A 13,373-nucleotide genomic window follows, 5' to 3' on the forward strand; every position below is an offset into this window, starting at 1 on the left:
CAGGATTGACTATACCATATGGGAAAACTATTTGTCAATACTATTTTATTAGGCTTTCTACGTGGTGTCGTACTTTTGTTTTCTTCTATTATGTTATATTTTTTTAATCCTTATGCATAAAATCAGCTCCCAGTTACAAGAATTTCTTTCTTTCGTTCCAGAGAATAAAGAATCATTTCCTTCACCGTTTTTCCGGTCATCTGCTCCAACGCACGCTTATAATATTCCATCTGAATCCTGTATCGTTTTAATAGAACTTCTTCCTCTCCCTCACGGATGCGATCCGTCTTATAATCCACCAAAATCAGCTTTCCATCTTCTTCCATATAAGCGTCTATAATTCCCTGGATCAGAATTCTTTCATCCGAATCTGCCACATTCATTTCTCTGGCTAAAATTCCAATCACAAATTGCTGCTCCTTTTTTAATCGTCCCTGCTCCTCGGCCGCCGATAGACGTTTTCCAAGGGGGGACTGAAGAAATGACATAAGAAGGGACTCTGATAGAAACGAAAGACTTTCTTCATCCATCCGTTGCTCTTTCCGAATTTCTGTAAGTGCAGCCCGCAAATCTTCTCTGGTTTTTATTGCTCCAAAATCCAAAAGCTCCAGTACTCTGTGATAAGCGGTTCCTCGGGTTGCCCCCTGGGCTTTGTCTTCTCGTTTCCCATCTTTTGCAAATTCAGGAATTGTTGGCAGAAAATCGCTTTCTTCTTCCTCTGCATACTGTCCCTGTTTTTTTAACTCAGATACCGTTAACTTGGCATGCAGTTTGGTATCCTCTAAAAAGGGATACTGGTATGTCAGTGCATGTTTTAACTCAGCCTCAAATGTGGAATCATACGTAGCCTTTGTGTCAAAGGAGAGAAGACTTTCTTTGGACCATTTTTTCATAGCCTGCCGATTCATCTCAATCCCTACAAGATCAGAAACTTGCCACTCCTTTACAAGAATACTGCCTGTATCCACTCCTTCTTTTGATTGAATCCCTGATTCCGTATATTTTCCTGACAGACTTATAAGCAGCCAGTCCAAATAAGAATCCGCCGTCTGGAGTATGGTAAAAGGAACCTGCCCATCTACTCTCATAACATTTAAAAATCGTTCCAGTTTTTTATCCAGATAACGGTCAATCCCTGTTAAAATCAGCTTCTCTTTTGCCCTAGTCATGGCTACATAAAGTACACGTAGTTCCTCTCCTAAGTTGTTCAACTCTGTTTTTCTCTTTAAAACATGCTTTTTTAGTGTAGGTGCTTTGATTCTCTGTTCTAGATTAAGATAATCGGTCCCTATTCCAAGTTCTGGATCAATCAGCAACTTTCCATATGCATCCTGCTTGTTGAATTTTTTCCCCATACCAGCTAGGAATATAACCGGAAACTCAAGTCCTTTGCTTTTATGGATGCTTATAATGCGAACTGTATTTTCCTCTCCTGCCAGGGAAGCTTCTCCAAAATCGGTATCGTATTTCTTTAGATTTTCAATGTATCGAATAAAATGAAACAATCCAGAATAAGTGGTTTTCTCATAGGCGGAAGCTTTTTCCACCAGCATAGTCAAATTAGCCCTCCGCACTTCTCCTCCTGGCATCGCTGATACATAATCGAAATATCCGGTGTTCTCGTATAGATCATACAACAGTTCATGAATGGAAAGAAATGCTGATTTCTCCCTGTAATCCAAAAGCATCTCATGTAATTTCTTTAATTTACCATATAGATCCGGATATTTTTTATCTTTCTCTCCAATCTCCATATAAGCTTGCCAAGCTCCGTAGATTCCCCGGTCTTGTCCCTTATCCGTTGTATTTTTCCACAAAGCCATACAATATGCCAGTTCCTCATCGGAAACCATTCCAATAGGGGACTTTAAGACTGCGGCCAAAGGAATATCCTGCATCGGATTATCTATGATATTTAACATGGACAGAACGGTTTCTACTTCTATTGCAGAAAAATATCCCGTTTTTCTCTCCGCATAGGCCGGGATTCCCTCATTCATAAATACACTTACAAATTCTTCTGCCCATCCGCTTAAACTTCTTAACAGTATCACCATATCTTTGTACTCTGCAATGCGATACCTTAAAAGCTTTTTATCCCAGATCATCAAACCCGTTTTCGGATCCGTGAGTGCTCTTATCTTTCTGGCTATTACCTTTGCTTCCATCTCCCGACTGGTAAAGTCAGATGCAGCTCCATCTAGCTTTTTTTCCAGATCTTTCGATGATTGGATCAATAGAAGTTCTGGCTTTTCCCCGAATGTTTCTTCCTCTGGAAATACAGCTCCTGCATGAAGAGCTGTTTCTTTCGTATAACGAATGCTGCCCAGATTCTTTGTCATGATCTGATAAAAAACTTCATTGATCCCAGTGAGTACCTGATGCCTGCTTCGAAAATTCTGATGCAGTTCAATTTTTTGATAGTTTCCTTCTTCTGTTTGATAGGTTTCGTATTTCGTAAGAAACAGTTGAGGTCTTGCCAGACGAAACTGATAGATACTCTGTTTTACATCCCCTACCATAAACACATTGGGATTGCCAAATCGTTCTCTTGATATGCTCTGTATCAGCGTTTCCTGCACATCATTGCTATCCTGATACTCATCAACCAAGATCTCTTCGAATTGACGGCTTAATTCATCTGCTGCTTCTGACGGAATCCGTTTTCCATCTTCCTCCGTCAATAAAATTTCCAGTGCATAATGTTCCAGATCATTAAAGTCCACCAGATTTCTGTCTCGTTTCTTTTCCTGATACCTTTTTTGATATTCCTCTGCTAAGTGAAGCAACATAGTAACCGCTTCACTGGTTCCTGCCATGTCAGAGAGCACTTCTTCGGGAGACTCAAAACAGTACAAATCCCGAAGTTTTCCCACTGCCTTTTTCACTCGATCCCGAATGCCTGTCACACATGCCTTTTTTTCTGGGTCAATGTCTTTGCTTCGTATGGAAGCAAGTCGTACAAAGGAAATCTCTTGTAAACTACTATTTAGGCTTTCATACTCTTTGGCCATGCTCATCTCATCTAACATATGGAGATCGCTTTCCAGCATGGGAAGGTAAGCCTCTGGACCATTTTCTTCCTGACAAACTTCCATTGCAGCCTTGACCTGCATCTTCAACTCTTCTAGTGACAAAGAAACATCTTCCATCAGAAACTTCATAAAAGCGGTATCCTTAAGATTCCCCTCTCCGCAGGTCTTAAGTTCTATTCTGCAATTCTCTATCCAGGTTTGGGGCCACGGATTGCTTTGGGAGAATGTGTATACCTGCATGATGTAATCTTCAATTCCACGGTCCGTTTTCCCTGTTGCATAGGTTTCTACAAACCGTTCAAAGGAAGGGTCCTCTTTCTCATAATATTCCTCAAGCATCTCCTTCATCACGTCGCCTTTTAAAAGGATCAGCTCCCCTTCATCTCCAATCCGGAATGCAGGATCAATGTCTAACTTGTTATAATGTTCCCGGATAATTCCCAGACAAAAGCTGTCAATCGTTGTGATCTGTGCATAAGGAATCATGGCAGCCTGCATTTGGAGATGAGTATTATCTGGGTTTTCCATTAGTTTTTCATCCACGGCTTTTAACACACGTTCCCGCATCTCATCCGCTGCCGCCTTTGTAAACGTCATAACCAAAAGCTGATCGATTCCCAACGGATTCTCTCCATCTGTAATCATCTGAATAATCCGCTCTACTAAAACCGCTGTCTTTCCACTTCCTGCTGCCGCGGACACCAAAAGATTTCTATTTCTGCTCTCAATGACCGCTTTTTGTTCCTCTGTCCAATTAATTGCCATCTTTTTGTCCTCCCTCCTCATCTCCTTCTATCTCCGGCCAGATCTCCTCGGACTTAAGGGCTTTGAATTTTCGATACTTGTACCCCTGGGTCTTTGGATCAAAGCCACAAACTGAGTGGTAAGGACAATAATCACAAGCACTTTTATTCCCTTGTTTATAAGGATTTACATCTATGATCCCATCCAGTATTTCCATTCCCTGTGCCTTTAACTTATCATTTACAAATTGCCTCAGTGCCCCGAACCGTTTTGCTCCTGCTACAGAGGATTTTGCCTCCTGTATGATTCCATTTTTCATGGCAACAGGGATCACATCTGATTCCTTTTCAATCTCATGATCCAGATGAGCGATCGCTGCAAAGTCGCTATTTACCAGGCCGTTCATGCGAAGCTTTTTTAACATCTCTTTGTCGATCTCTTCTTTTTTCATCTCACCGTTTTTTTCTATGACCGGATCATCAATGTTATAGTAAAAGATCCCTGCCGGAACCACTTTCTTGTCGGGTCTTCGCCTCTCTTCCATCTCCAGTGCCGCATCCATATATACAACTAGTTGAAGCTGCAGCCCATAATAAAGAGAAGTCAAATCAAATGCCGTACTCCCAGATTTATAATCAATAATCTTTACATAAACCGTTTCATCCTCTTCACATAAATCCATACGGTCAATTCTGCCCCGTAAATGAATGGCTTCATCCTTTGACAACGGAATCCGCATGGCTTTTAAATGATCCTCCGCAGAAAATGAGACTTCAAATCCTACGGGAGTGAAATCTCCTTTTTTCAACTGCTCAACAAGAGCCCATACCGTACGGTCCGTAATCCGCTCTACCTTTCCTGCAAGATAGGCATTTCTCGCTGAACTTTTTAATATAGTATTGCCATACTCCTGAGCCACCTGGGTGACACACGCATGAACCATGGATTTGCGTTCTTCCTCAGACAAAGAATGAAAATCCTTTTTTTCTTCCGTCATTTTCTGAAACCACAAATCGATAGAATTGTGAAATAAGTTCCCGATGTCCATCGCTGCCAGTTCATACTCTTTCCGTTCCATAAGCTCCAATCCGTAAGTTAAAAAATGAGCATAAGCGCAGGATGCATACTGTTCCATACGGGTTACACTTCCTCTCATAACAGAGCCATAAAGGGCTTTGGCTGCTAATTTCCCGATCCCTTTCTTCTCATAGACATAAAAGGCCGCATCTGCTAGTTTCTTTCCTTCTTCTTTGTATTGATCCGATAAAAGAAACGCTCTTAGAAGCTCTAAAAATTCACTTTTCGCTTCCAAGTTTCCACTGCCATATTCTCTTAGTTCATCTGCCAGTCGTTTTTTTGCTTCCAGAAACGATAAGGGTACCCCTTTCTTTTCGGGAGCCTGTTCCACAAGAAGTGGGAAAATTTTTTTCAATTCTCCAATCAGTGTGGAGGGACGCATGCTTTTTCCACTTCCATCCATTGCTGTATAGGACAAAATAAGTTCCTGTTCTGGTTTTGTGAGTGAAAGGTAGATATAAAACCGCTGGCGAAACCCTTCCTCCATGGCCGTAGGGGCAAGTTCCATGTCATTGTTATGTAGATACACCCTTTCCCGATCTGTAAAAAGACTGCTTTTCTCCTTTTTCACCGGAACAATTCCGTCATTTACTCCCACAAAAAACAGCACTTTAATATGATCAAGTCTCGTTCTAGTCAGATCTCCTACAAAAACCCGGTCTATGGAAGCTGGAATCACACCGACTTTAATCTCAGAAAATCCTGCATCCAAAATCTCCGCGTACTCTTTTTTACTTACATGCTCCTCACCCAGAAGACCTGCCAATCGATCAAATAAATCCATTACAAGTCCATAAACCTGTCCGTATTCTTTGGCAAGACTAAATTCTCCCATATCCTGGAATTTTTTCTCATAGGCTGTCATCTTCTCTTCCATTCGGTTGTCCATAAGAAGATCCAGAACCGCAGCCGTTAAAGTTGATACGGTAGAATCCTTTTTTTGAAATGCGTCCCTTAACTTTGTTAAAGGAGTCAAAATCTCTTCTCTTAGCTGGTTTAATTCCAACAGGTTTAATTCCTTTCCTCCTCGGTACCAGCCTTCCCACGGTGTTTCCCATCTTTTATATCCCCGGATTCCAAGCGCAATCACGTAGTTTTCCAGACGATCGGCTTTTTCCTTATCTTCTTCCCGGATGATCAGTCCGGTACGAATGTACCGAAGCACTGATTCATAGGAAAAATCCTTTCGAATGATATCAATCCCAGCCCGAATCACTTCCACCATAGGGTTTTTTAAGATACTCTTCTTATCATCTAAAAAGAATGGAATCCCATTTTGCTGGAATTGATGGTTGATTTCTTTGGCATAACTTAAAAGATCTCCCGTTATCACTGCCATATCCCGATACCTTAGCCCATTTTTCCGAACCCTTTCTTCCATTGAACGGAGAACAAATGCAATCTCCTCTGACGGATTCAGTGCCTGGTATAAATGAATGGAGGCTGGCACTTCTTTGTATTTATTTCCTTTGTAGCGGTAAAGATTCTGTTCCAAAAAATCAAGATCCACTCCCGCCCCTTTTTGAAATCGAATCTGTGGGTGAGCAGAAAGCAGGATATCCTGATCCCGGCTGGTCTGCGTAACTTTTGCAAGATCGTTTATCTTCTTTATCATCTGCCGGCTCATGTAAAATAGCTCTTGGGACCCTGTTTTCTGGCTCATGTTTTCCCTTGGATCAATGGTCACTGTAATTATGACCTTTTTGCAATACCGAAGAAGCAATTCCAAAATCCGGTACTGGACTGGGGTAAAACCAGTGTATCCATCTAAGGTAATCACACTGTTTTTGATCCGTTCTGATCTCGGAAGAACATGACAAAGCACATCAAGAATTTCCTCTGTAGTAATGTATTTTTTTTCAATATAATCTTTGAATCCCTGATAGACCACAGAAATATCTGATAACTTCTGGCGAAGCACTGGACTTATAGTTTGGGGGATTTCTTCCTTTAATTGGTCTGGTGAAATTCCATATTGATAAAGCTCAGACAACATGGATTTTAACTGAGATATAAATCCTGCTTTTGATAAATGTTCTTTATATAAAATCAAATCTTTTTTATGATTGGCCGCCACTTTCCGCAAAACCATTGATTTCCCCATATCATCAAGAATCTGAGGATTCTTGATAGAAAGTTCTTCAAATATCCGGTAAGCGAATCTCATAAAACTAACAATGTCAATATTCATAACTCCATGGTTTGGATGGAGGGAAACGATCTCTTTTTGGGTCTGCATAGTAAACTGCTCTGGTACCATGGCAATGTATTTGGTCTCTGGATCACTTATGGACTGCCGAATCAGTTCGGTATACAGACAAGTCGTCTTGCCTGACCCAGAACCACCTATAATAAATTGAAGTGACATAACCTAATCGCCTCCTATTCTTCTATCTTTTTATCTCATAAGACGTGATTTCCTATGAGATAAAACAAAACGCATGTTTGCTTACCATATTATCACAAATTTCCTTTTACAACAATAAATTCTTAGGAATGAAACCACCCAATCCACTCATACATTATAACAAACGGTATGGAGGGCTTTTTATATGAGCTCAAAAACAAAAATAGTTGTTCTACGAATGAAAGAAATCATTTACACTGCAATTTTTGTAGGCCTTGGGATTCTTCTCATAACCCTGTTTTTAGTCATGTTCCGCCCGAAAAAGGATTCAGTCCCTACTTCCAGCGATCCTATGCTCTATGTTCCGGGTGTGTATTCTTCTGCCATTACATTAAACAGCCAGGATGTGAATGTAGAAATCACAGTTGACTCAAAGAAAATCACTTCTGTTACTCTGGTTCCATTAAGCGAGGCGGTTACCACCATGTATCCTCTTATGCAGCCCGCTATGGATAACCTATCGGAACAGATTTTGAAAAACCAGTCCACCAAAAACATTTCTTATTCCGATGACACACGCTATACTTCCAGCGTATTGTTAAAGGCTGTGAATCAAGCACTTACCAAGGCTGAAAAAACAGATTAGGATCAGAACAAGATCACGTACATAATACAAAGGAACAAACCTGGCTGCCGATTTATGCCCTTTTTCGGTCTTTCTACCGGTAGCCGGTATATTTAAGAAGTTCTCTTTAATTTCACCGGAACAGGCTTGACAAGAAAAGATATGTTTACTATACTAATATCAAATAAAAGGGAGTAGCTTACGCTTACAGCGTTTTGTGTATTCGACATACCCGTTTTCCTTCTATCAGAATTCCTTCTGTCAGTGTGGACAAACCGGTACGCATATAATTAGCGAGACTTTTACTGCACGGGAACGTGCAATAAAAGCCTCGCTTTTTCAATACACCTACAATCTTAATAAGAAAGAGGGATTCATATGATGATGTACGTAAGTTTAATATTAGGTTTTGTACTGCTAATCAAGGGTGCCGATTATTTTGTAGAAGCCAGTTCGTCGATTGCCAGAAAGTTACGAATCCCCAGTATCATCATTGGTCTAACAATCGTAGCATTCGGCACCAGTGCACCGGAGCTTGCAGTCAGTACTACCGCTGCTCTGTCTGGCAACAATGATATTGCAATTGGAAATGTGATCGGTTCTAATATCTTTAATCTTCTGGTAGTTTTAGGTGCATGTGGTGTCATACACCCGTTTCGGGTACGGCTTCGTTGGGATTACGCTGCATCGATAGGTGCTGGTGTTTTATTGCTCGTCATTATGATTACGAATTTAAATATTTCCAGATTAGAAGGCGTTATCCTCTTTGCTTTTTTTATATTCTTCGTAGGCTTTACCATTCGAGACGCCATCGTAAACCGGGCTCCCAAAGAAATTGAAACGGTTTCCATGCCCAGTTGGCTCTCCGCTGTCTATATCATTCTTGGTCTTTCCGCAATTATATGGGGCGGTAATCTAGTTGTGAATAATGCCAGTGCCATCGCAGCCTCCTTTGGCCTTAGTCAGTCATTAATCGGACTAACCATAGTGGCTTTTGGCACTTCCTTACCAGAACTAGTTACTTCCATCGTCGCTTCCAGAAAAGGAGAAAATGGTCTGGCACTTGGTAATGTAATTGGATCCAACCTCTTTAATATCCTGATGGTACTTGGGATCTCCGCCTCCATCAGCCCCATTAAGGTAAATCCGCTGTCTATTTATGACGCCGCTTTTTTAATCCTCATCAGCCTTGTCACCTTTCTATTTTGCAAGACCAAGAAAAAGTTAAACCGTTTGGAAAGTATATTTATGATCGTCGTTTATATGATCTATATGTTCTATATCGTGATTCGATAGACCAAATTATTCCATCGGTGCCCGGTAAAAGCTTCCAAAGAACTGCTGCGTTTTAAACATATTTACAATCACATGGTCATCCACTCGGTGGAATAAAGCAATAATATCTGTGACCTCATAGGAAGACACTACAGTATGAAGAAGATACATCTTCTTCTTGCTGTAACCACCCATGGCATCGACACAGGATATGCCATGTCTAAATTCCTTTCCGTATTCTCCGGCCAGTTCCGGCCCTTTTTCCGTCGTAATTTGAAGCGTTACCCGATCATACCTATGATGAAATGTGGAAATAACTTTCGTTGTAACAAACTGAAACAAAATAGAGTATCCAGCATAATCCCAACCAAAAATAGCTCCAAAAATACAAAGTACAAGTACATTCCCACTGAATACAGAAGACCAGATAGAATTCCCCGTTTTATTGGATACATAAAGAGCAATAAAATCAGTTCCCCCTGTGGACGCATTCCCCCTGAGTGCTAGAACAACGGAAAATCCATATAATACGCCCCCATAAACCACATTTAATAATCCGTCATCGAAAATAGGTTGGAAGTTACAGATTTTTAATAATGCACTGGATAACAATACTTGAAGCAATGAATACATCGTAAATCGCTTGCTGATGCTTTTACTGCAGATGAAAGCCACCGGAAGGTTTAACAAAATCATGCCAAGGGACGTTGAAATGTGAAAACCAAATAGAGACGTAATTCGATCAATTAGTATGGCAAGTCCCGTAAAACCTCCAGAAAGCAATCCAGCCGGCCGAATAAATGCCTGAATTACGTATGTTTGTAATAAAGCAGATCCAATCACAGCCGCTGTGGTCATCGCACATCGGATCCTTTTATCCCGTCTTAGAATTTTCCACATAAAATTCCTCCTTATCAATAAATAATATTATATATGATTACTTATATCATATCAATAATTAAGGATGTTATTTCCTATGAGACAAAAAATAGAGAAGTACCTTTCCCCCACAGAAGGCACTCCTCCGTCACGATCCAAAACCGTCACATTATACTGTTTCTACATTTTGGCATCCCCGAGCCCAAATGATGCACGAAAAACACTTTTTCCTGCGCTACATGTAAGATAATACCATATTATAAGTTTAAAGTCAATATTTTTAGTCTATTATACCCAAACACATTCCGTATTTTCTTGTAATTATCGTATGAAATTCTACATTTTTAATGAAATTTTAGTTATCAGCATACAGATTTTACAAAACATATAATTGTATAAAATGCGCATACTATACTGATTTCTAATTTGCTGAAAAGCTTAAGACAAGGAGAGGTCACGAATGAAATTTTCCAATCGTCTAGCCGATAATATGAACTATTTAAATCAAAAACTGAATGTCAAAGAGAATTTTGACCTGATATACCGCACCTTTTACGTAGGAGGCAGAGAAGCATGTCTCTATTATATCTCTGGATTTACCCAAGGGGGGATCTGGCAAAAGATTTTAGAAGACTTCTCCTTTATTCTTGAAAAAGATATGCCAAAAGATGCCCATGAATTTTCAAAAGTGGATTTTCCTTATGGCCAGGTAGATTTAGTAAGTTCATATGATGAAATTATTGTTCAGATTCTGTCAGGAGTATCCTGTCTGTTAATAGACGGATATGACAGTTGTTTTTCCATCGATACTAGAAACTATCCCGCTAGAAGTATATCTGAGCCGGATAAGGATAAAGTTTTACGAGGTTCCAGAGATGGTTTTGTGGAGACTTTGATTTTTAATACAGCTCTCATGCGTCGGCGAATTCGCGATCCGAAACTTACTGTAGAGATTATGAGTGCAGGAGAAAGTTCTCATACCGATATCGCTATTTGCTATTTTGAGGGTAGATTTGATGAAAACCTGCTTACTATGATCAAAGACCGGATCCGAAAATTAAAAGTAGATGCACTCACTATGAATCAGGAGAGCCTTGCCGAATGTATCTATCCTCATAAGTGGTACAACCCCTTTCCAAAGTTCAAATACTCAGAACGACCTGATACTGCAGCCGCTTCTATTTTAGAAGGCAATATCGTCATTATGGTAGACAATTCCCCCTCAGCCATGATATTGCCTTCTTCTGTTTTTGATATTATAGAAGAAGCCGATGATTATTATTTTCCTCCCATTACCGGAACCTATTTAAGACTCTCTCGATTTTTAATTTCCATTCTAACTTTATTTGTCACTCCTTTATGGCTCCTGTTCATGCAGAATCCGCAGTACGTTCCTTCCTGGCTTCAATTTATTCAGATATCAGAAACACCGAAAGTCCCACTGTTTTTTCAGCTTATGATATTAGAATTTGCAATCGATGGTTTAAGGCTTGCTGCCGTGAATACTCCCAGTATGCTGACCACTCCACTTAGTGTAATTGCTGGTATTGTTCTAGGAGAATATTCTGTAAAATCAGGCTGGTTTAACAGTGATACCATGTTATATATGGCCTTTGTCACAATCGCCAACTATTCCCAGTCCAGTTTTGAATTGGGCTATGCCTTTAAGTTCATGCGTATGATTATGCTAATAACAACTGCCTTATTTAACTTCTGGGGCTTTATTGGTGGTGCACTTCTTACAATACTTGCGATTGTATTTAATAAAACCATAGCTGGAAAGAGTTATATCTACCCATTGATCCCATTCCATCTCTCAGAATTGAAAAAACGCCTTTTCCGGGGACGACTGCCCCATAGAGAAAAATAACAGGTGGAGATTTATAGAAATCTTCACCTGCTTCAAACAATTATTTATCAACACTATAGTTGGGTGCCTCTTTTGTAATATGAATATCATGAGGATGACTTTCCTTTAAGGATGCAGCCGAAATTTTAACAAATTTTGCTGACTCTTGAAGGATCTCAATTGTCTGTGCTCCGCAGTAACCCATACCAGAACGCAAGCCACCAAGCATCTGGAATACTGTATCTTCTGCCATACCTTTGTATGCGACACGACCTTCGACTCCTTCTGGTACCAATTTCTTTGCATCTGTCTGGAAGTAACGATCCTTACTTCCATTTTCCATCGCTGAAATAGAGCCCATTCCACGATATACTTTATATTTTCTTCCCTGATACAGTTCAAATGATCCCGGGCTTTCGTCGCAGCCTGCAAACAGACTGCCCATCATACAAACGCTTCCTCCAGAAGCAATCGCCTTGGTTAAATCGCCAGAGTACTTGATTCCGCCATCTGCTATAATCGGTACGCCATATTCCTTTGCAACCGCATAGCAATTCATAATAGCGGTAATCTGAGGAACACCAATTCCTGCAACCACACGGGTAGTACAGATGGACCCAGGTCCAATTCCTACTTTAACCGCATCCACACCGGCTTCAATCAAAGCTTTGGTTGCATCTCCGGTCGCCACATTTCCTGCAATCACCTGAAGGTCTGGATACGCTTCTTTGATCATTCTAACACTGCGCAGAACGTTCTCAGAATGTCCATGGGCAGAATCTAATACCACAACATCCACTTTGGCCTCTACCAGTGCTGATACACGATCTAGAACATTAGCCGTTATTCCTACTGCTGCTCCGCACAAAAGCCTACCCTGCTTATCTTTGGCCGACATAGGATATTTGATCTGCTTCTCGATGTCTTTGATCGTGATTAGTCCCTTTAAGTTAAAGTTCTCAACAACAATAGGAAGTTTTTCCACTCTGGCTTTAGCCAGTATCTTCTTTGCCTCCATGAGTGTAATTCCTTCTTTAGCCGTAACAAGGTGTTCAGAAGTCATACACTCCTTAATCATCCGATTGAAATCTTCTTCGAATTTCAAGTCACGGTTCGTAATGATGCCGACTAACTTTCTTCCCTCTGTAATCGGTACACCTGAAATGCGGAACTTAGCCATCAGTTCATCTGCATCTTTTAATGTATGTTCTGGTGAAAGATAGAATGGGTCCGTTATGACGCCGTTTTCTGACCTCTTAACCTTATCAACCTCTTCTGCCTGCTGCTCGATCGTCATATTCTTGTGGATAACGCCAATTCCACCCTGCCTTGCCATGGCAATCGCCATACGATGCTCGGTTACCGTATCCATACCTGCACTCATAAGTGGAATATTCAGCTTGATGGTCTTTGTGAGGTTGGTCGCTAAATCAACCTGATTTGGTATTACATTTGAATAAGCTGGAACTAATAACACATCATCAAAAGTAATACCTTCGCCAATAATTGTGCCCATTAATATTTCCTCTCCTTCATCTTATT

The 13,373-nt window shown here is 40.5% G+C and carries 7 protein-coding genes; 3 read left to right on the top strand and 4 right to left on the bottom strand.

Going from position 1 to position 13,373, the window contains the following annotated elements:
• Positions 1-122: 122 nt before the first annotated feature.
• Complete coding sequence (gene addA, locus EFT72_RS14645) at positions 123-3,800, bottom strand: helicase-exonuclease AddAB subunit AddA (protein WP_124067667.1); 3,678 nt, start codon at positions 3,798-3,800, stop codon at positions 123-125.
• Positions 3,790-7,224, bottom strand: coding sequence for a helicase-exonuclease AddAB subunit AddB (addB, locus tag EFT72_RS14650; RefSeq protein WP_124067668.1), 3,435 nt, complete (start codon positions 7,222-7,224; stop codon positions 3,790-3,792). Before addB ends, addA begins: the two co-directional genes overlap by 11 nt.
• 184 nt (positions 7,225-7,408) lie before the next feature.
• Between addB and EFT72_RS14655 the strand changes: the two genes are divergently transcribed.
• Positions 7,409-7,849: a hypothetical protein gene (locus tag EFT72_RS14655; RefSeq protein WP_124067669.1), complete on the top strand. Its 441-nt coding sequence runs from the start codon at positions 7,409-7,411 to the stop codon at positions 7,847-7,849.
• A gap of 357 nt (positions 7,850-8,206) precedes the next feature.
• A complete protein-coding gene (locus EFT72_RS14660; RefSeq protein WP_347561892.1) occupies positions 8,207-9,124 on the top strand; it encodes a calcium/sodium antiporter in 918 nt (305 codons plus the stop codon).
• Positions 9,125-9,130: 6 nt separating this feature from the next.
• On the opposite strand, the gene EFT72_RS14665 is transcribed toward EFT72_RS14660, so the two are convergent.
• Complete coding sequence (locus tag EFT72_RS14665; protein ID WP_124067670.1) at positions 9,131-10,003, bottom strand: YitT family protein; 873 nt, start codon at positions 10,001-10,003, stop codon at positions 9,131-9,133.
• A 439-nt stretch (positions 10,004-10,442) separates the two neighbouring features.
• Between EFT72_RS14665 and EFT72_RS14670 the strand changes: the two genes are divergently transcribed.
• Positions 10,443-11,852, top strand: coding sequence for a spore germination protein (locus EFT72_RS14670; RefSeq protein ID WP_124067671.1), 1,410 nt, complete (start codon positions 10,443-10,445; stop codon positions 11,850-11,852).
• A gap of 40 nt (positions 11,853-11,892) precedes the next feature.
• Here the strand turns inward: EFT72_RS14670 and guaB are convergent, their stop codons facing one another.
• Entirely contained in the window at positions 11,893-13,347 is a 1,455-nt protein-coding gene (gene guaB / locus EFT72_RS14675; protein WP_124067672.1) for an IMP dehydrogenase, read from the bottom strand.
• Between the last annotated feature and the right edge of the window lie 26 nt (positions 13,348-13,373).

The organism is Clostridium sp. E02 (assembly GCF_003833015.1).
Lineage (GTDB): Bacteria > Bacillota > Clostridia > Lachnospirales > Lachnospiraceae > Lacrimispora.

What these genes read in the sequence shown, in the direction of transcription:
- addA (WP_124067667.1), bottom strand. Translation starts at nt 3,800, where the DNA reads ATGGCAATTAATTGGACAGAGGAACAAAAAGCGGTCATTGAGAGCAGA.
- addB (WP_124067668.1), bottom strand. Translation starts at nt 7,224, where the DNA reads ATGTCACTTCAATTTATTATAGGTGGTTCTGGGTCAGGCAAGACGACT.
- EFT72_RS14655 (WP_124067669.1), top strand. Translation starts at nt 7,409, where the DNA reads ATGAGCTCAAAAACAAAAATAGTTGTTCTACGAATGAAAGAAATCATT.
- EFT72_RS14660 (WP_347561892.1), top strand. Translation starts at nt 8,207, where the DNA reads ATGATGATGTACGTAAGTTTAATATTAGGTTTTGTACTGCTAATCAAG.
- EFT72_RS14665 (WP_124067670.1), bottom strand. Translation starts at nt 10,003, where the DNA reads ATGTGGAAAATTCTAAGACGGGATAAAAGGATCCGATGTGCGATGACC.
- EFT72_RS14670 (WP_124067671.1), top strand. Translation starts at nt 10,443, where the DNA reads ATGAAATTTTCCAATCGTCTAGCCGATAATATGAACTATTTAAATCAA.
- guaB (WP_124067672.1), bottom strand. Translation starts at nt 13,347, where the DNA reads ATGGGCACAATTATTGGCGAAGGTATTACTTTTGATGATGTGTTATTA.